Origin of the sequence: Bacillus sp. EB600 (assembly GCF_024494385.1) — a bacterium.
In the GTDB taxonomy this organism is placed as follows: Bacteria; Bacillota; Bacilli; order Bacillales; family Cytobacillaceae; genus JAEVLT01.
Genome location: NZ_JAEVLT010000016.1, coordinates 59,393 through 78,609 on the forward strand (window position 1 = coordinate 59,393; position 19,217 = coordinate 78,609).

The following is a 19,217-nucleotide window of genomic DNA, read 5'->3' on the forward strand; positions in this document are numbered from 1 at the left end:
GAGTGATGGAGAATGAAAACAAGTGGTCATGAGTCGAAGGTAGCAAAATCAAGTACAGGCTATTATGTAGGTAGATTTTTTCAAGAAGACGAGGTCATTACACAATTTACTCCACTAACTGATAATTTCAGAGCAAACAAGAAGCCATCGAGGCTCGAATCCATCATGGAAAAAGTCACAGAAAGAAGGGGGACCGAGTTCTCCCTTTTTTTTTAAAAGTATACCGCACCCCATGGAAAATTCCTGGCCAACGCCAAAATCGTGTCGATTGCTTCACCTTGCTCCAAATGATTTAAAGAGTGTTAACGGTTTTTTGGGGACATCGACACCTCCATGAGAAAGAACCCCTTCAAAGGAACTCGTTATTTTGACACTTTAAATGTCGCACGTTTTATTTGAATTTTTCCAATCACTAATAATAACAGCGGAAGATTAAAACAAACCGTTAAGGAAAAAGTGGGCCATGTTTTAATAAGAAAGTTATATAAATGTACAATATTTGGATGGTAACTTTTAACTTTACCTTGAGGAGCTAGGAGCCGCAGCGAGATTAGGGGTGCTTCAGTCCAACGTTACTAAACGGGGCTTTCGCTTTTTAATTTAATACAATTCGTATGAAAATAATCACAAAAATGAGCGGAACTGATTGTTCAATTCTGAAAATCATAAAATAAGAATACGCTTACAAATCGCACAAAAGAGGCGCTGTTTATGTCGATTATGCATATTGGCTAAACTGAACTAAGAGTTATGGATCTTGAGGAATCTGTTGTTATTACACAAATGTTATCGGGTTGGTTGTTGTGGGGAGCAGTGAAGGAAGGTTTATTTAAAAGCATAGGATGAATATGATCATCATAGTTTGATTCTTCAAGAAGCGGATTCTCCGGGAGTCGATCACTTTTCTTTTAAAGTAGAATCAGAAGAAGAACTGGCGAACTTCGAAAAAATTTTTTCCGGAATCCAAGTAAATTCCAATTATTCAGCAAATTGAGATTTAACTTAGTAAGGCGAGAGGTGTTTACATCTTAGAAAGGAGGTTCAACTTGATTGAATCCTTACTATTGAATTTTCTTTTTCTACTTTTTCCTGTTGTTATTTTTCTAATATTCTTTGAAAACAGAATTCAAAATTATTATAAATATATTCTTATCCTTTTTTCAGCTATTTCAATGGTTTTGTGTATGGAATATCCTATTATAAAATTAAAAATCGGATTTATTTTTGATTTACGCTATATTCCATTTCTCCTGGTTGCCCTTTTTGGTGGCTACAAATACACCTTCCCACTTTATATCGTATTAAATGTCTATCGGTTTATAATCGGCGGGAAAGGGATAATTCAATCGCTGGTTTTTTCTACCGTTATTTTTATTTTAGTTCCCTTATTAAGTAAAATTTTTCTTAAACAGAATTCAAAAAAACGAATCCTTATTGCGGCATTTGCTGCTTTTCTCACGATGGTTCTCTATCTCATCTCCCTTGTGTCATTTTTACCAGCATTGAATAGGGAGCACTGGATATTAACCACCATGAGCACTCACGTGGCCCTAATGGTCATCTTTATGATTTTAGTGGAGAAAATTATTGCTAATAAAAACAACCGTGAATCTTTTTTACATTCGGAAAGATTACATGTGATTAGTGAGTTATCAGCAAGTATCTCACATGAAATTAGGAATCCGCTTACAGTAACGAACGGATTTCTGCAGCTTTTAAATAAGTCGGAGAGGGTCACGACGGAAGATAAAAGGTATATTGAACTTTCATTATTAGAACTACAATGCCTAGAAAAAATCGTTAGTGATTTTCTTGCATTTGCCCAGCCTCAATCTGAAAACATGATTTATTCCAATCTTAAGGACGAAACAGAATATGTAAAAAATATTATTACCCCTTATGCAAACATGCATCAAGTCAAAATAAACTATGATTTTCAGAATAATCTATATTTTTGGTTTGATAAAAACCAATTACAGCAATGTTTAATGAATCTATATAAAAACGGAATAGTAGCGATGAAAGAAACAGGAGGTACTCTTTTTATTCGTGTTTCGGAGCAAAAGAAAAACATCGTAATTCATATAAGAGATATGGGTGTTGGAATGACAAAAGAGGAAATTTCATATTTGGGAAGACCCTATTACTCGACCAAAAAGGAAGGTACAGGTCTTGGAATGCTTATGGTTTATAGTACGATTAATAAAGTAAATGGCAAAATTGAAGTAGAAAGTGAAAAAGGGAAAGGAAAGAATTTTACTATAACCATTCCTGTATAGTTGTGTCATATCATTCCTTTTCTTCGATAAAAAAAATTCTGGTTTCTTTTTCGAGGATCGGAATTTTTTTGTGGCTTTTATTTAACCGCAGTATTGAAAAACTTCACGTATACTGCTTGGAAATTTTCATTTTGGAAAGAGTGCCCTTTGTCATTCCATATGTGTCGCTAACAAAATAGTAGTTAAATATGATTTTGCTCATAAGAATGATTTATTTATCGTCTTAAAACAAAAGATTCGACTATTTACCGGATCGTTAAAGAAGTCCGGCGGTAATATGTCAAGCACTAAAATCTAAGGGATTAGAAATTTTAAACCCATCAACATCTGACAAAAAGTAATGAGGAAAAAGTACAGTTAACGGATCTTCTCTAAAGGTTTGGACTTGGTGCCAGTAAGATTAAATAATAGCAAATTTTCATTAGAATATGGAACAACCAGGTTTGCTGACAAAGGTGGGGGAAAGAATAAAGGATTATTTAGTAATAGCCTATGATGGGCAGGCACGTGCATATGCAGCCACGACTACAGAAACAGTAGGAGAGGCTTAAAGCCGGCATTATACATGGCCAACTGCCTCAGCTGCCCTTGGCCGCTCCATTTCGATGAAGACCTTGTGAGGATTTGTACTTAAAATAACCGGAAAATAGTTCAATATGAAAATTCAACAAAGTATGTATTATACTTCCCCAAAAGGGAAAATTATAAAAAGCAATTTCTTTGATTAATTATTATAGTGAGTTTATAATTATCTTGAATTGAAAATAATTTAATTTGAGAGAGGTTTATTAAACTAAAATATTGGAGGTAGTATAAAATGGGAAAACTAGAAAATAAAATAGCAGTCATTACAGGGGGGGCATCAGGTATTGGTGCTGCAACAGCAAAATTATTTGTTGAAGAGGGCGCAAAAGTAGTACTTGTCGACTTAAACGAAGAAAAAGGAAAAGCTTTTGAAGCAGAGTTAAAGGCGCAAAATGCAGAAGCGCTTTTTGTAAAAGCAAATATTACAAGTGAAGAAGAGGTAGCTGATGTCTTTAAACAAGCAGTTGAAACTTTCGGTAGAGTAGATGTTGTGTTCAACAATGCAGGTATTGGGCGCGTTCATTCTTCACATGATTTAGATTACTCTGAGTGGCGTAACACAGTAAATGTTGACTTAGATGGTGTATTCCTAGTAGCACGTGAAGCAATCCGTGAAATGCTAAAAACGGGTGGGGGTACAATTGTGAATACTGCATCCATGTATGGTTGGGTTGGTTCACCTGGTTCAGCAGCCTATAACGCATCAAAAGGTGGCGTGATCAACTTAACACGTTCACTTGCACTTGAGTATGCAGAACAAAATATTCGTATTAACTCATTATGCCCAGGTTTCATTGATACACCAATTATTCCAGAAGAAAGTAAACAAGCATTAGCTGCGATCACTCCGATGAAACGTCTTGGCAAAGCAGAAGAAATGGCAAAAGCTGTATTATTCATGGCTTCTGATGATTCTGCATTCATGACTGGTAATAGCTTAACTGTTGATGGTGGTTATACAGCTCAATAATTGTATAACTAATAAAGGAATCTTGTTTTATTTTGCTCATCACCTTGATCGGTGGTGGTTTTTTTGTGTAGGGCTCATAGTTAAGAGAGACCTTTATACTTAGGCTATTAGCTGGTTTAAAATATAGGTGGGATTAATTATTAAGAAATATCAAATTTTAGAGCTTATCTATTCTTAAATGATAAGTGCTGGACAGTGGAAATTACATGAAAATGCACGATCTTTTATCACTTTTCATGCTAAGGTTTGAACCCTTGCTATAAAAGAATTTCCCTTAAAAATTCGTAGAAGGGATGAAGTAAACGATCAGTACTAGGAGGAATAATGATGAAAAACTCACAAACTATTCAAATGCTTGAACCACCAATATTCTTGGATGTCATTAAGGAACGTCGTTCTGTTCGTAAATATGATCCAACTGTGCAGATCCCACGCGAAGAAATGACCGAGATACTGGAGCTAGCAACGTTGGCTCCTTCTTCATCGAACCTGCAACCATGGCGTTTTCTAGTCATCGATAAGCCGGAGTTGAAGCAAAAGCTCCTGCCAATTGCGTATAATCAACAACAGGTAGTCGAGGCTTCTGCCGTTATTGCTGTGCTTGGCGACGTGAAAAGCTACAAGAAGGCTGAAAAAATATACGACCAAGCAGTTGAAGCAGGCTTTATGCCGGCGGATACCGCTAAATCATTCATCGAGCGTACGGTCGGAATGTACTCAAGCTTGCCGCCTGAAGTGGCTCGCCGAATCGTATATACGGATGGAGGACTTATCTCGATGCAGCTCATGCTTGTCGCCCGATCCAAAGGTTACGACACCGTTCCGATGGGAGGATACGATCAAGCAAAGTTCGTTGAAGCCTTCGGAGTTTCCGAACAATACGTGCCGGTTATGCTCATTGCTATCGGAAAAGCAACGGAACCAGGACATCCGACTACACGTCTTCCTATTGAGGATGTAGTGTTTTTTAACGAAATGCCTTAAGACATCATGCAAAAGAAAAGACATTTATACCTGAATTATTCCGACGCTTGAAGGTCACTCATAGGAATTCCAACCATAGATGTCACCACAGAGAGCAAACATTTCAAACCCTTATTTGATTTGTATCATAAGTACGAACCCATTTTTAAAAGCCTTTGATATTCAAGTAAAGGGCGCACTTCTTGAATATGTGCGTCTTTTTTATTAGATCAGATTATTGAATAGGGTTTTTACAAGAACGGCAAAATATCCTTCGATTAACAGCCTTTGAGAGAAGCAGGTGGTTAGCTGAACATGATACAATGGATTTGAAAGACCTGTCAAAAGATGGGTGATTTGCTAATCTAAGGAGGAAATGGAATGTTTGCATCAGTAAATGATTTCGTAAATGAATGGAAACAAGAAGCAGCTGTTACCCAAAAAGTGCTGGATGTGCTGACGGATGAATCGTTGAATCAGGAAGTTTCTCCAGGATTATACAGCATTGGAAGCCTGGCTTGGCACATTACTGGGGCAGTTTACTTCTTTCCTTCACAGGTTGGATTAAAATTTGAGATTCCTGATCTTCAAAAAGAGGCACCGAAATCAGCTGCTGAAATCAGTGAGACCTACAAAACAGTAAGCCAGCGATTAACACAAGCATTTTCTGAACAAATTTCAGATGAAAAAATGAACAAAATGGTGAATTTATTTGGAATGGAAATGCCAGTTCAAGGTGTTTTCCGTCTGCTAATTCAACATCAGGCTCATCATCGCGGACAATTGACTGTCCTTATGAGACGAGCTGACTTAAAAGTTCCTGGCGTATATGGTCCTAGCAAAGAAGAATGGGAAGCAATGAATGCTCAAAAAAGCTGATATCGTAATGAAAAAAGCCGGCGTCTGCTAGTTTTTTGTTATCAGAATTTTTTCATCTGTTAACTCAGTTTGCACTTAATCCGTTTTAATATTCATTCTAAGAAAAGTGATATTCAAGAATCGGGCGCAATTCCAGAATAGACATTGCGCTCTTTCTTTTGTATAGGAAAAGATTAACTGTTCCAGTCCAAGTCCAAAAGCCATTTGCGTGACTTATAAACTCTTTTAACTTGATATTGTTTTAATTCTTCATCAGTAGCAGGAATAGCAGTTGTTCCTTTGTTTACCAGACGAATACAGTTTTTATTGCTGAGGAGTTTAGCGTTAATATTATTGACTAACGCTACCCGTGTTAATATTGCTTATTTGCATAACCTCTTGCCATTGTTGAAGGTGAAAATATTATTCTGTATTTTTCTCTAAGTTCCTTCTTTACTTTTTCTGCTAATTTAGCACCTTGTTTATTGTGTTCTTCTTCCATTTCAATACCATTAGGAATTAATTTATCTTTATCCCAATTAATCCATTCTCCGTACTTAATTGCCCATTTCATCAATTCGTCTTTAACCCATTACAATTTTCAATAACTTTCAAAAGCTAACATGGTTCTAGTGATCCTGCAGCAAGCAACCACACGCTGTCTATCTGGGATTCAAACGCTGATTCCTGGAAAACTTTAGATGGTAAATACAATGTATACGTCGGAAACACCTCTGACAACATCACATTGACTGATTCAATCACAGTCCGCACCCCTGCAGGACACAGCAAATGAAAATAGCGGTATATTGTGATGCATTGATTTATATCGAAAATTTTTAGATGGTATAAAAACAAATCTTTCTAGTCCATTACAGAACTTAGAGGGCTTCCTATTTAGCAAAAGGGAGCCCTTTATTTGATGCTTGAACTCGGACCAACAATGGGGTCAGTCCCTTGATAAAATTAACGCTTAATTTGGTGGGGAACTGACCCCAAATATCTCGTCATTAATAAAAAGTGAAGGTGATTTTTTGTACCAGTAATAAAATTTTGTGGCTGTACATATATTTCCCTTTAGATAATTTAAGACGTGGAAGTTAGTGAAGGGAGATCTTCTCAAGTTCATATTCAAGCTTCAGCATCGTATGGTGTTCCCGTCGTATCCTATGAAGCTCTTTAAAATTTGTTAAGACTAATGTTTGTAGGGGTGAGAAGTGCTCCAAGTTCAGTGTGGGAGGTAAAACGGCATGAAAAGTCCGTTACGATTTACCTATTGCTATAAATCCCAAATGAAACAATTTTTTCAAATATTTTGGAAAAGAGGTCAACCGCAGCTCCAACAAAAAAAGCATTACACAAACACATAACCGCTTATTCCTTCTATATCAATCCTCTTGCAATCTTCTATATTTATTTCATAATGGCAGCTAGTGCTATTTTCTTTGTTGCTATTCTCAAAAAAAGGTAGCTAAAAATGGCATTATAGAACTTGAAGCCGCTCTTTCCAGTGTTCTCCGTATGGCCCTTCCCGTTGCCGGTTTAGGATCTGCCATTTGTCTAATTTCACACGTTTAGGAGTGTTTTTTATGATATCAGTATGGATAGAAAAACAGCGTGCAAAAGATGTCTTATTACAGGTTTTTAAAAGTGGGAACATTGGTGTTACCTATGCATATGGTAAAACCAACGGAACCATTTATCCTAAAATCCGAAATGTTCATTTTGATTACGACAAAAAAGCTGTTCTTTATACTTTCTCTCTCCCTGTTGGCATGGATCCGAAGGAGATTAAGAAAAAGGAATATTATCTTCAACAGGTGTTTGGGGAGAATATCGAAATAGAAGGGAATTACAGAGAATTTAAACTCATTGTGTCACTGCAGCCATGCCATTATTTAGAGAATGAAAGAGGATGAACTAGCTGACTTGTTCAAATAAACAACAAAATCTCCTGTACATAAATAGTACAGGAGATGAATTTTTTCATGTCTAATTTGAAGATTATGCCAAGCACCATCAATGGAAAAGTGTCTTTTTATGGTGCCATTTCCTCTAAAATTCCAATCGACAGGCAAGATGTAAAGAGGCTATTTAAATAGATTTGTTGAAATTGTTTTTTTGCTTTCGTCTGCTAATGAAAATTCCTACTACAGAAAGAATGACGATTAAACCAACTGCGATTGTAATCATAATGTTGGTGCGATTTAGCGTTTCAATGGATAAAGATACATCTTTTTTCTTATTCATTTGCAAATTCCATTGATATGTATTTCCCTTTACATTATCAGCGTTATTGGATACAGCTTTGTTCGGCAAAGTTACTGAAAATTGTAGTTCTGCGTTTGACAGGATTGCACTTGCCATTCCACTACCTAGGTCATTGCTAGAATTATCATTTTTCATACGTAACATAATGGTACCGCCCATTTTGGTAACATTCTTGAAAAGCCCTTTGTCCACAGTGACTTTTACATCTACTAGTTGATCTTTATTATCCTTAATCATATTCGTTTTCAACAGATCTTCCACGCTGTTAAAATGTTTTTTAAGTTTATATCCTACATACTTATCATCTGTAAACTTCTGAACATCAAATCCTTGTTTTTCTAGCTGATTCTTTTTATTATCGGGCAAAACCTCGCTATTATCCATGATTTGCGGATTATTTGCAATTTGTTTAGCTAAGCCAATCACCTGTGTGAGGTCCGCAGTTCCATCAGAGTGAACATTGACATTTGTGTTCCATTTCACACATCCGGCTAACATGACCGAAATAATTAAAAACACAGCAAGTAAAGATACTTTCCTCATATACTTAGCCCCCTCTTTTTTATAGTACTGTTTGGTAATCATATCATAGATGGAAGGAGAAAATGTAAAACTATGTAAAATAATAGTTATTTAGACTCGAATCTTTCTATCTAGTTGCTATGAGCCCGCTAAATACTATGCTCAAAACAAGGGAGATTTGCTATGTAAAAATTTTGTAGTTCGCTAGGTACATAGGAACCCCCTTCTTCAATCAAACAGTACCCACTTGAAATTTACCCCTTATTTGTTTCAAAAGTTAAAAATCGCCCTCAAAAGTCACTTTTGTATGCAAAAATTGAAGTTTATGCCCGTTTTTCTAAACCAAAAGTGATTATTGGCGATTCGCTGCTATTTTCTATTCCATGTATGGTAGAGATACCCGGGAATACATTGGAGGCGCGCTATCCTGAAAGGATTCGCACATGGAAAGTTTCGAGAAAATAGCAGAACAGTATCAGCCTATGATTCACAAAATTATCCATACCTTGCATATTTATAAGAACGTTGATGATTTCTATCAAACTGGTTTAATCGCACTTTGGGATGCACAGAAATACTATAATGACGAAAAAGGAAGCTTTACCAGTTTCGCCTACACGTGGATTAAAGGTTGCATCTTACATGAAATGGAGAAAAACAAAATATTGTCTGAAAGATACGTCTGTCCTGATAAGGAATACTGGGAACTGATCACGGAACAGAGTGACGTCCTGCCCTTTGAGGAGGAATTCCTGCTCACTTATGGCAAAACCTTAAACGAAAAGGAAATCAACTGGCTTATCAAGGCTTGTTTCACTGGACTGTCTGTAAAGGAAATCGCTGAAAGTGAAGGTGTCACCGTATCCGCCATTAAACAACGGAGGATGAACGCCAGAAAGAAATTGCTGGAGCAGATCAAAACAATCGATTAATCATTGTGGGTGGATGGATTCACTTCTGTTAATTTTCTCACCCTTTTCCGTCCTTCCGTTTCCAGCAGCCTTTACTATTGAAATTGTGTGGTCTATGACATCATAAGAAAGAACACAACGCTAATCTTGAAAAGAGGTTAGCGTTTTTTCATATATTCGAACCATCTAAGTGGATTTAAGGATCGGTTAAAAAAGATTGGGATTTTGCCAGTTAGCTGTGAGTTTATTTTTATGATGGAAAAGATCCTTTACTTAAGGTGAGAAATGAGATTTCAAGATGCAAAGCTGTTATTGCAATAGGTCTAGAGAGAAGCAATGCCTACTATATAAAAGATACAGAAGGATCAAAGAAAGAGCATATAGATACCCACAGAAAATACACATCAGGTTGGCTTCATTTAGAAGCTGAGATGGCAAATGCACTAGGCAAAGAAGTATTTGTGTTATGTCAGCATGATATATATAGTGATGGGATATTTGATCGAAAATGGAACGCATATTCTGTTATGGAGTTCACGGAACTTGATGAATATTCAAGGGAATTCTCAATGTTTTTTGACTACTTAACAGCATTGGTGAAGGTGAATAATACAACGTGTATGGAAGTCATTAAAGATGAGAATTTGTCTAATGATGAATCTAGTGAACTAATTAATAGGATATAGTTTACTAAACTACATAACGTAATGTTACAAAGAATTGTGTAGGGATGGCAGAAAAAATAATCAAGTAATAAAGATCCTAATACAATTAATGAGGAGAAGACGGAGTTTTATGAGTTCAATTAAACAAGATTACCATTTATCTGAACGTTTTGAAGTGGCATTTAATCAAATACACGAATCGCTAAAATCTCCGTAGTGAAAATAAAAGATGACAGGTTTAATAGAGATTGATTATACTGTAGATTGATTGAAAAGATGGCTATATTTAATTTCACCAATTTAGTTTGAGTTACTATACATGTATTTAGCTTGTTAAGAGTGAAAATGAGGTGAGAGTTTTTCTGCAACAAAAAGTGATAAAATTACAATTTACATTTGATTTTGCAATTGCAGATCATTAAAAAGAAAAAAAGGTGCCTCTTTTTCCTTTAATATAATTTTGTTTTTTTCTTAATTATTACACAAAAAAGGGGTTAGTCCCCCGGCAATTTAACGCGTTATTCTGCCGGGGGACTAACCCCACCAATTTGTTTAAATGGATTAATTCCTTACTAATTCCTTATCTTTTTCCACCATACTTCTAATATGCAAATCCATTTGTGGATAAGGGATATCAATGTGATTTTCGGTAAAGATTCGATTGATTCTAAAGTTGAGATTACTTTTTATCAAGCCTAATTTATTTGGGTCCTGAACCCAAACATTCAATTCAAAATTCAGTGCAAAATCTCCAAAGCCAACAAAGCTTACAGATGGTTCAGGTGAAGCCAGTAAAACTGGTGAAACGGCATGCTCTTCCATTGCCGCTTCCAGCAGCAAGTCACGTACATTTTCCACGTCCGTTCCGTAAGCAACGCCAATGGGAATGACAACGCACGTTCTTGGGTCACCAAATGACCGGTTAATGACTTTTTGTTGTAAAAAATAGGAGTTTGGTACAATAATATGCTCATTAAGCACCGTTTTGATGATGGTTGCCCGCATATTAATTTTCTCAACATCACCGGTGATGTTCTCAATAATGACGCGGTCACCAACTTTAATCGGCCTTTCAAAAAGCAAAATAATCCCAGAAATAAAATTGGAGGCAATATTTTGAAGCCCGAAACCGATACCGACACTGATTATTCCGGCAAATACAGTTAAGGCGCTAAGATTGATTCCAACAGTATTTAAACTCATGATAATTGCTATAATCATAATTGAATAATGGACAATCCGGTCAAGAGTAAATTGCATGCCTTTGTCTAAGTTGTACCTATGATAGAATCCAGGCAATATCACATTGGTTGATATTTTCGATAATCTGCTTGCTAAAGAAATAATCAGAATCGCGACAATGATGAGAAAAAGGGTAACATCAACACTGCCAATTTTTATGATTTTCGCAAACATCCATTTTGCTTTTGAAAAATACATTAGTAAAAAAATGAGAATTCCAAAAAACGTAAACCAATTCACAATACTTTTTGTCGCATCATAGTATTTCGGAAGTTTCCTTGCACCCCACAAAAGAAACATTCGAATAAGATAGATTCCGAGGATCCCCCCAACGATAATAAACAAACTGCCATAATCAAAAGTTCGAAACGATGTTGTATTTATAGCAAACTTCAACTGCCTACATCCCCTTACAACCTTTTAAACTGTAAAACACAATCGTTTCATATTATAACATTTAACTTGATCTCATACTCGGGTCATTTTAGCCTATTTTTCTCGTCAAAAAGATACAAAAGGAAAAAAAGGGGACAGATCCAATCATTCAGGAGTTTTAAGTGTCAGGCATTCCTGATGGACAATTGTCTTTTTACAGTGCCTGGAACTGTATTCCTATCCTAAACAATCGATTAATCATTGTGGGTGGATGGATTCACTTCTGTTAATTTTCTCACCCTTTTCCGTCCTTCCGTTTCCAGCAGCCTTCACTAAATTGTGTGGTCTATTTCATCATTAAGAAAGAACAAAACGCTAATCTTGAAAAGAGGTTAGCGTTTTTTCACATATTCGAACCATTTGATAAAAACAATGAAAATCGATTTCATGTATGGCAGGGATTCCTAGAAATACATTCGGCCATTGCTCCATATTTGGGTTATTTATTAATGCAATATTATATAATTAGATAAGGAACTATTGGTTAGACGGTTCATAAGGAAATTGGAAAGGGGAATATGGGGATGAAAAAGATGATTGCCTTCTTTGCCCTTGTCATGCTAATTGGAAACCTGTCAGGTTGTGTGAGTAATAATGAAAACAACAGCACTGGAAAAAATAACAACAAGAACCAAAATAGCAAGAGCACCAACCAAGACAGCAAGAGCACCAACCAAGACAGCAAGAGCACCAACCAAGACAGCAAGAGCAACAACCAAGACAGCAAGAGCACCAACCAAAACAACAAGAACCAAAATAGCACGAGCACAAATGATAACAGCAGCAGTAATAAGGAAATGAAATCACCAAATACCAATTTGGCAACGATTAAGGAATATTTCCCAATGAAGAAAAATACGCGCTATATTTATGAAGGAGAAGGAAACGAATTTGCCTCGTATGATGTGTATAATGACTATATTTCAGGAAATAAAGTTCAACAAAGAATAAATAATGGCGGTACTGCCAGGGTTCAAGTATTGGATCTAAATGGTGGCAAACTTTCCAAGGTTTATTCCAAGGGGGAAGCCTATTACAGAGAAAATCAATTAAACAAAAAAGATGGTGGGCAAGAAATTTTGTTGATGGAACCATTAAAAAAGGGAACAACCTGGAAATTGAACGATGGAAGAAAAAGAACGATAACAAATATGGCAAGTGGTATTACCACGCCAACAGGAAATTACAAAGCGATCGAGGTCACGACAGAAAGTGCCAAAGACAAAACCATTGATTATTATGCCCCAAATGTTGGTTTAGTCAAATCCACTTTTGTTGCCGGAGCAACCAAAATATCCTCCACCCTGGCTAAAATAGAGGAAAATGTTCCTTTGACCCAAAACATCAACTTTTATTATCCAAATATCAATGACGAAAAAATTTATCATAAAAGCCAGCCCATTCGTTTTTTTACGAATGAGATTACCAGAAAAGTAGTGGGAGAGGCGTACAAAAAACCAATTAATAATCAATTGGGCAGCGTTTTTTCAAAAAATACTGAAATCAACAGTTTATATTTAAATCAGGATGGAAATGTGTATATCGATTTGAATCATGCTTTTATTGATGAGATGTCTGCAGGTGCCGGTTACGAAGCGATGATCCTTCAAAGCATTGTCAACACAGTTGGTCAATATTATCAAGCTGAGAAAGTATATCTAACGATTGATCATAAACCATATGAATCCGGTCATATAAGAAAAGAAAAAGGAGAGTACTTTAAGGTACAAACTCAAAATTCGATCGAAATTCAATAAGTTAATTTATGAAAGAAGAAAAGTCTCTAGTGTTAAGTGTCAGGCACTGCATTTAACAAGTCATCTAAATAGTACTATAAGCCTCCATCTCTTATAAGGTGGGGGCTATTTGACGCTTACGTAGAGCCAAGCTAAAGGTATTAGAGAAACGAGTACTTTATTGGTTGTAGATATTATTCTGAAATAAAAATATAAAAAATACATAATAGCTAACGTAATTCTTCATCAAACCTTCGTAAGACCCTTTTTTATTTGCCAAATACAGAAAGGCCACACCACTAGTCTTTCTATGTATTAAGGAGTATAGTATTTCCGGAAGTGGCTAACATATTAATGGACTTTTCGGTTAATTACAGTTGTATTCTCATTGAGGATAGACAAAAAAATTATGGAGGGATTTCGTATGAAACAATTTACAAAAGAAGAAAAGATAAAGATTTTATCTGACATTATAGCGATTAAATCTGTTAATGAAAACGAAATCGAAGTGGCAAATTACTTGAAAGATTTATTTGCCGAATACGGCATCGAATCTAAAATTGTTCCGGTTACAGACACTCGTGTAAACTTAGTGGCTGAAATTGGAAGCGGGAGTCCAGTCATTGGCATTTCTGGTCATATGGATGTCGTTTCTCCTGGTGATGAAAGCCAGTGGACTTCAGATCCGTTCACATTGACAGAAAGAGACGGAAAATTATACGGACGTGGAACAAATGACATGAAAGGAGGTTTAGTAAACCTTGCTTTAGTGATGATTGAACTCAAAGAAAATAATGAACTAAAAAATGGTACTGTCCGTTTTATGGCAACGACTGGTGAAGAAGTCGGTGGCGCAGGTTCTAAAAAATTATACGAAGAAGGCTATATGAATGATGTAGAGTATCTATGGGTAGCTGAACCTTCTCATGACACGATTATTTACTCTCACAAAGGATCACTAAACTTGCGTGTAACGTCTATTGGTGAAGCAGCACACAGTTCTATGCCTGACCAAGGTTATAACGCGATTAATCCATTAATGGAATATCTATTAGAAGTAGACGAAAAATTGAATGGCGATGATCGTAAAAATGAAGTTCTAGATAAATTGGTTATGAGTACAACTATTTTTAATGCAGGGAATCAAGTAAACTCAGTTCCAGCAAAAGCAGTAGCTGAAATAAATGTGCGGACTATTCCAGAATTTGATAACGATGAAGTGATTGACCTATTCAACACAACAGCTAACAAATACAATAAAGAAGGCTCTGATATTCATGTTGAAGTGACAATGTCATTACCAAGTGTTTTCACTTCAGGACAGTCTGAAATGGTTGATCTTGCTAAAGAACTTGGTAAAAAATATTTAGGTTTAGAAATTTCTGTTAAAGGTTCGCCAGGGGTGACGGATGCATCAAACTTATTACGAGGTAAAGATGAAAACTTCCCATTCATGATGTTTGGTCCAGGCGAAACAAAAATGGCACACAAAATAGATGAATATGTCTACAAAGATTACTACTTTGCATTCTTCGATATCTATAAAGAGTTAATTTTAGGATTATCGAAATAAAAAGAGATTTTTTAAACAATATAGAGGTGACTACCATTTTGGGTGGTCATCTTGACCACCATTTCCATCTTCACCAACCACACATTTTCCAATTTTTCTTACCTTAGAAATCCATTTTTCGGTTCCCCTTCTAAAATTTCAACCCAATCTTATTCATCATTTTGTATGTTTTATTCAAGGCAGATTCCTATTTGAAAAGCATTCTATCTCGTATTTTTAATCGTCATTCATCCTATAATCGTTATTTAATTTTCCGTGATTTATTTATTTTAAAATTAACGTTCTTTTACATTTAAAGCTGTTTCTTATGTAAAATTTAATTCAGGAAATTAAGGAAATCGGGAGGAAGCATACCCATAATGTGAAGGAACTTAAACTATCTGGAGTTTAGCTCAAGAAGGAAAATTAACATCTATTGAAGAAATTTTAAATGAGGTAAGATATACACGACTATGGTTTTCCAAGGAGAAGTGTACTATCAAGTGGATACACGTGTATCGAAGTGGTTAGTGAAGAGCAAAAGGATACCTTGGGAGGTGAACAAAAATGAGCATGTATGACTTTACAGCAAAGAAAATCAACGGTCAGACAGAACCGTTGTCTCGTTACGAAGGAAAAGTCGTCCTTATCGTCAATACGGCGAGCAAGTGTGGCTTTACACCACAGTATAAGGGATTACAAGCGTTGTATGACAAGTACCGTGATTTAGGATTGGAGATTCTAGGGTTTCCTTGCAATCAATTCGGTCACCAGGAACCAGGAACGAACGAGGAAATTCAGCAGTTTTGCGATTTGAATTACAATGTGAGTTTTCCAATGTTTGCAAAAGTAGACGTAAATGGTGCGAATGCGGATCCACTTTACCAATACCTAAAAAAGGAGGCCAAAGGCGCGTTAGGGTCACAGGCGGTCAAATGGAATTTCACGAAATTCTTAGTGGACCGAAAAGGGAACGTGGTAAAGCGTTTTGCTCCACAGATAGAACCGGAAAAACTGACAGCCGACATAGAAGAAGTGCTGAAACAGTGCTGACAAACAATCGGGTAGAATACTGGAACAGCCGGGCTACCATAGCCGGCTGTTTGTTTCTTCAACAAAATGGCAGAATAGTTAAATCGTGTTTGATACCCTTTTGCCTTTTGGGAATAATAAGAAGCAACAAAGGGGGGAGGATATTGAAGACAATTCACGACCCAGAGAAGCTAAAAAAGGTAGGAGAATTTTTTGATAAAATAGCTGACACTCACTATGAATTTATTCATTACTGGCTAAAAAATACATTGTTTCATTGGGATTTTTGGTTATCTGTAGTTTTCAGTATTCTTCCTTGGGCAGTATGGATTAAATACAGGAAGAAAGATAGTACACAAAGGCTGTTGTTTGTAGGATTTTTCGCTCTCATTTTCTCTTGTTGGATGGATTTTTTTGGAGTAGTGTATGGTCTATGGTATTACACGGGAATAGTTATACCTACAATGCCTTCATTCATTCCTTGGGATATGTGTATTATGCCTGTTTTCGTTATGTTACTAGTACAATACAAGCCTAACAGCTCAGTATTAGTTAAAACCTTGGTATTCGCATCAGTTTGTTCCTTTATTGGGGAACCCTTTTTTTTATGGCTAGGATTTTATGTATTAAAAAAATGGAGTATTTTTTACTCCTTTCCAATTTACTTTTTGTTTTATCTTGCCTGTCACAAAATTAGCCGGCTTAGAAACTTTGCTGGTATATAGGTTATTACCTTTTTCACGAAGTCCAATGTGTATGAGGACTAAGTTTGTATTGTTTGAATGTCAAAACTAGCCTTTTGTCTATAACCGAATGGTGCGTTTCTACGATAAGTGGAGGACGCATTTTTCTTATTGAAGTAACGTGGCAGAATAGTAAAAAAGATCTTGGTTTAAGAGAGAATTTTATCTCTGTACATAAACAGACGCAAAAATAGGAAGATTATTTAGAGAATAAATTAGAAAATTTTTTACAAAGAATAAATTAAAAGGATGGTTTCATTGGAGGATAATCGGATAGAGCAATTTGATAAAATTGTAAAGTCGATTAAAGAGGCTCGTAAAGATTTAATTGATTATTGGATAGATTATTCCATATACACTTCCTTCGAATACTGGATGGTAGTAGCTCTGTTTATTGCTCCACTCATTGTTCTGTTTTTTAAAATTGATAAAAATAAAATCTTTCATATTGGATTTTATGGACTTTGCGTTCATATGTTAGCTTTTTATATTGATACATTTGCTAGAGGGATGGGTTTTTGGAATCACCCATTTCCATTAATACCATTGATTCCAGGTTTTGGAATAGACTCCAGTGTTATTCCTGTTACGTTTATGTTGGTGTACCAATGGACACTAAATTATAACAAAAATTATTATATCTTCGCTGGTATAACTGCCTTAATTTTTGCATTTTTAATGAATCCGATTTTCGTTTCAATGGATTTGCATAGAATATACGGAAAGACTAACTACTTACACATATTTTTAGGCTATGTTTTGGTTATTGTTGGTGCAAAGTTCATTACAAATGTTTTTTTATGGACCGAAAGGAAATATTCGAAGACAAACCAAGTGAATCTTGAATAAATAATAAAATCAAATATCTAATTATTTTTTATCTGAAATATTAAGGAGGAGAAAAAAACGATGAACTCATCATACGTTGCAATAACTACATATATATTGGAAACAATCTTGCTTTACAGAGTACATTTATTTTGTGATGTGTTTCACTTAATGTAAACGGGTGCTTTCGTTAAACAAGAGGTTGCTGCGGCAGCCTTCTTTTTTTTTCGCAATAACTGCAGCTTGTATTTTAATTGTTCCTGCATTTTATTATCTTGACTGAAAATAATAAGTTCGGTTCCACTTATTAATTGTGGTGTTTGTTGAGCCAGACTGTTCAAAAGTTGTAAACTTACAGCACCTGCAGTGCCGCCTCCATCAAAGGACATGATCCGATATTTTGTCAATGCTGCTTTCTCCTTTCTAATCTGATCACAGGTATCATTCAGTATATGTTTATCTTGTGTCTGTTGTACGGGCTATGAATACCTCTTAGACCTGAAATCCTTCAGGAGCCGGATTACCAATTTTTAAAATACATCAGAAAACAATTTTTTTGCAAAGTATGGAATGTGGATATGCAGTTTCAATGACTTGCATCTACACCTGATGCCAGTAGTAATCATCATTAGGACCATTCCCCTTCGAAGAGTTAAAGATGGAGACTGTTGCCGTTTTTGACAGGGTCTGTGTAAACCGATTATCTATAGATTTCGTAACATTTTTTTGTAGCATTTTACTGATTTTAATTAGCATATTGATGAACTAGAATTGGTTTATATGGAGAATTAAATCGGTCTATTAATAAATAAGGATAAATGATGGGTTGGTTGCGGTGCCATGGATTTGAATAATCCAGTACAAAAAAATCCAGTACAAAAGGAAGGCTACCTGAACCATAATAATATGCTTGATAAGGTATTTTTGAGCAATAAGTAGGATTTGTAGAATAAAGATTACCAGTAACACCATATGACGCAAATATATTTTGTATTGAACTTCCTGAAGTAGAATAGTAATGTGTGTCTGCCCAAGTACCGGCGGCGCTAGCTACGGAATCATATTGAGAAGGAACTCGATAAACTTTAACCCAACCATCTGCAGCATATGTATGTATCCACTGATCAGTTGGCATTTGTCTAGTGTAAGATCCTACATCAGGAATATCTAATATATGGTTATCACCATTTGCAATTGCTACATGACCAGTTAATCCAGCACTGCTTGCTGTATTCGTAACAAAAATATCCCCTTTTTTAACAGTGAACCCATCTACTGTCATCGCATTTACAGAGTTGTTAGCAATAAATAGAGTAAAACCAGGTATCAATAGAAATAATGCGGAAAATATTTTTTTATACATTTTGACATCTTCCTCCTTTTTTCTATTACTGCAGTTTTTTATAATTTTTGACATTTCCTCAAAAACAATACGCTAGGAAAAAATCAGCAAAATCTTATTTCTTTCAAAGATAGTAGGTTACTGCCCAGATCCTCTTTAAATTTTCGCTCGATAACTAGGAATGTTCCAAATACACGTATTTTCCTTGCAATTCCCTTATATATCAGTAATCGTTGCATGGTTGATTACCGAAAACACACCCTGGTACATTATTGTATTGGGG

General features: G+C 35.7%; 18 protein-coding genes and 2 pseudogenes. 14 read left to right on the forward strand and 6 right to left on the reverse strand.

From position 1 onward, the window contains the following. Positions 1 to 12: 12 nt before the first annotated feature. From JN080_RS16610 to JN080_RS16635, 6 genes and pseudogenes are all read left to right on the forward strand, one after another. Positions 13 to 216, forward strand: coding sequence for a hypothetical protein (locus JN080_RS16610; protein ID WP_256237107.1), 204 nt, complete (start codon positions 13 to 15; stop codon positions 214 to 216). Between the two features lie 830 nt (positions 217 to 1,046). Then, positions 1,047 to 2,279, forward strand: coding sequence for an ATP-binding protein (locus JN080_RS16615; RefSeq protein WP_256237109.1), 1,233 nt, complete (start codon positions 1,047 to 1,049; stop codon positions 2,277 to 2,279). A gap of 467 nt (positions 2,280 to 2,746) precedes the next feature. After that, positions 2,747 to 2,827, forward strand: a pseudogene (locus tag JN080_RS29890) (hypothetical protein); the annotation flags it as partial. Positions 2,828 to 3,096: 269 nt separating this feature from the next. Continuing rightward, positions 3,097 to 3,834: an SDR family NAD(P)-dependent oxidoreductase gene (locus JN080_RS16625; protein ID WP_256237110.1), complete on the forward strand. Its 738-nt coding sequence runs from the start codon at positions 3,097 to 3,099 to the stop codon at positions 3,832 to 3,834. A 327-nt stretch (positions 3,835 to 4,161) separates the two neighbouring features. Continuing rightward, positions 4,162 to 4,818, forward strand: a complete 657-nt coding sequence (locus JN080_RS16630) for a nitroreductase family protein (RefSeq protein ID WP_256237111.1) — start codon at positions 4,162 to 4,164, stop codon at positions 4,816 to 4,818. Between the two features lie 360 nt (positions 4,819 to 5,178). After that, the gene (locus tag JN080_RS16635) at positions 5,179 to 5,676 is read left to right on the forward strand and encodes a DinB family protein (RefSeq protein ID WP_256237112.1); all 498 of its coding nucleotides are present in this window, start codon (positions 5,179 to 5,181) and stop codon (positions 5,674 to 5,676) included. 352 nt (positions 5,677 to 6,028) lie between these two features. On the opposite strand, the gene JN080_RS16640 is transcribed toward JN080_RS16635, so the two are convergent. Together JN080_RS16640 and JN080_RS16645 are read right to left on the reverse strand one after the other, a co-directional pair. Next, positions 6,029 to 6,232, reverse strand: coding sequence for a hypothetical protein (locus tag JN080_RS16640; RefSeq protein ID WP_256237113.1), 204 nt, complete (start codon positions 6,230 to 6,232; stop codon positions 6,029 to 6,031). Positions 6,233 to 6,273: 41 nt separating this feature from the next. Further along, the gene (locus JN080_RS16645) at positions 6,274 to 6,420 is read right to left on the reverse strand and encodes a hypothetical protein (RefSeq protein WP_256237114.1); all 147 of its coding nucleotides are present in this window, start codon (positions 6,418 to 6,420) and stop codon (positions 6,274 to 6,276) included. An 824-nt stretch (positions 6,421 to 7,244) separates the two neighbouring features. Here JN080_RS16645 and JN080_RS16650 point away from each other — a divergent pair. Then, a complete protein-coding gene (locus tag JN080_RS16650; protein ID WP_256237115.1) occupies positions 7,245 to 7,574 on the forward strand; it encodes a hypothetical protein in 330 nt (109 codons plus the stop codon). A 175-nt stretch (positions 7,575 to 7,749) separates the two neighbouring features. Here the strand turns inward: JN080_RS16650 and JN080_RS16655 are convergent, their stop codons facing one another. Next, complete coding sequence (locus JN080_RS16655; RefSeq protein WP_256237116.1) at positions 7,750 to 8,469, reverse strand: LppM family (lipo)protein; 720 nt, start codon at positions 8,467 to 8,469, stop codon at positions 7,750 to 7,752. Between the two features lie 422 nt (positions 8,470 to 8,891). On the opposite strand from JN080_RS16655, the gene JN080_RS16660 reads away from it, so the two are divergent. Both JN080_RS16660 and JN080_RS16665 read left to right on the forward strand, forming a co-directional pair. Then, positions 8,892 to 9,380, forward strand: coding sequence for a sigma-70 family RNA polymerase sigma factor (locus tag JN080_RS16660; protein WP_256237117.1), 489 nt, complete (start codon positions 8,892 to 8,894; stop codon positions 9,378 to 9,380). Positions 9,381 to 9,637: 257 nt separating this feature from the next. Next, positions 9,638 to 10,045 carry a hypothetical protein gene (locus JN080_RS16665; protein ID WP_256237118.1) on the forward strand — a complete coding sequence of 136 codons (408 nt, stop codon included), beginning with the start codon at positions 9,638 to 9,640 and terminating at the stop codon, positions 10,043 to 10,045. 540 nt (positions 10,046 to 10,585) lie between these two features. Here JN080_RS16665 and JN080_RS16670 read toward each other — a convergent pair. After that, positions 10,586 to 11,662, reverse strand: coding sequence for a mechanosensitive ion channel family protein (locus JN080_RS16670; protein WP_256237119.1), 1,077 nt, complete (start codon positions 11,660 to 11,662; stop codon positions 10,586 to 10,588). Between the two features lie 563 nt (positions 11,663 to 12,225). On the opposite strand from JN080_RS16670, the gene JN080_RS16675 reads away from it, so the two are divergent. From JN080_RS16675 to JN080_RS16690, 5 genes are all read left to right on the forward strand, one after another. After that, a complete protein-coding gene (locus tag JN080_RS16675) occupies positions 12,226 to 13,458 on the forward strand; it encodes a GerMN domain-containing protein (RefSeq protein WP_256237120.1) in 1,233 nt (410 codons plus the stop codon). Between the two features lie 403 nt (positions 13,459 to 13,861). Continuing rightward, on the forward strand, positions 13,862 to 15,010 hold the full coding sequence (locus JN080_RS16680) for an ArgE/DapE family deacylase (RefSeq protein ID WP_256237121.1): 1,149 nt from the start codon (positions 13,862 to 13,864) through the stop codon (positions 15,008 to 15,010). 546 nt (positions 15,011 to 15,556) lie between these two features. After that, complete coding sequence (locus tag JN080_RS16685) at positions 15,557 to 16,042, forward strand: glutathione peroxidase (protein ID WP_256237122.1); 486 nt, start codon at positions 15,557 to 15,559, stop codon at positions 16,040 to 16,042. Next, on the forward strand, positions 15,925 to 16,746 hold the full coding sequence (locus JN080_RS29895; protein ID WP_375141676.1) for a CBO0543 family protein: 822 nt from the start codon (positions 15,925 to 15,927) through the stop codon (positions 16,744 to 16,746). Before JN080_RS16685 ends, JN080_RS29895 begins: the two co-directional genes overlap by 118 nt. Before the next feature lie 276 nt (positions 16,747 to 17,022). Continuing rightward, on the forward strand, positions 17,023 to 17,613 hold the full coding sequence (locus JN080_RS16690) for a hypothetical protein (protein ID WP_256237123.1): 591 nt from the start codon (positions 17,023 to 17,025) through the stop codon (positions 17,611 to 17,613). A 269-nt stretch (positions 17,614 to 17,882) separates the two neighbouring features. Here JN080_RS16690 and JN080_RS16695 read toward each other — a convergent pair. Both JN080_RS16695 and JN080_RS16700 read right to left on the reverse strand, forming a co-directional pair. Further along, positions 17,883 to 17,999 (reverse strand): annotated as a pseudogene (locus JN080_RS16695) (protein teg); the annotation flags it as partial. A gap of 338 nt (positions 18,000 to 18,337) precedes the next feature. Beyond that, positions 18,338 to 18,955 (reverse strand): hypothetical protein, encoded by a 618-nt coding sequence (locus JN080_RS16700; protein WP_256237124.1) that lies wholly within the window; start codon positions 18,953 to 18,955, stop codon positions 18,338 to 18,340. Positions 18,956 to 19,217: the final 262 nt, after the last annotated feature.

Bases quoted from the DNA above. Each gene is read 5' to 3' on its own strand.
- JN080_RS16610 (WP_256237107.1), top strand. From the start codon at position 13: ATGAAAACAAGTGGTCATGAGTCGAAGGTAGCAAAATCAAGTACAGGC.
- JN080_RS16630 (WP_256237111.1), top strand. From the start codon at position 4,162: ATGAAAAACTCACAAACTATTCAAATGCTTGAACCACCAATATTCTTG.
- JN080_RS16680 (WP_256237121.1), top strand. From the start codon at position 13,862: ATGAAACAATTTACAAAAGAAGAAAAGATAAAGATTTTATCTGACATT.
- JN080_RS16635 (WP_256237112.1), top strand. From the start codon at position 5,179: ATGTTTGCATCAGTAAATGATTTCGTAAATGAATGGAAACAAGAAGCA.
- JN080_RS16685 (WP_256237122.1), top strand. From the start codon at position 15,557: ATGAGCATGTATGACTTTACAGCAAAGAAAATCAACGGTCAGACAGAA.
- JN080_RS16675 (WP_256237120.1), top strand. From the start codon at position 12,226: ATGAAAAAGATGATTGCCTTCTTTGCCCTTGTCATGCTAATTGGAAAC.
- JN080_RS16700 (WP_256237124.1), bottom strand. From the start codon at position 18,955: ATGTATAAAAAAATATTTTCCGCATTATTTCTATTGATACCTGGTTTT.
- JN080_RS16650 (WP_256237115.1), top strand. From the start codon at position 7,245: ATGATATCAGTATGGATAGAAAAACAGCGTGCAAAAGATGTCTTATTA.
- JN080_RS29895 (WP_375141676.1), top strand. From the start codon at position 15,925: ATGGAATTTCACGAAATTCTTAGTGGACCGAAAAGGGAACGTGGTAAA.
- JN080_RS16660 (WP_256237117.1), top strand. From the start codon at position 8,892: ATGGAAAGTTTCGAGAAAATAGCAGAACAGTATCAGCCTATGATTCAC.
- JN080_RS16625 (WP_256237110.1), top strand. From the start codon at position 3,097: ATGGGAAAACTAGAAAATAAAATAGCAGTCATTACAGGGGGGGCATCA.
- JN080_RS16655 (WP_256237116.1), bottom strand. From the start codon at position 8,469: ATGAGGAAAGTATCTTTACTTGCTGTGTTTTTAATTATTTCGGTCATG.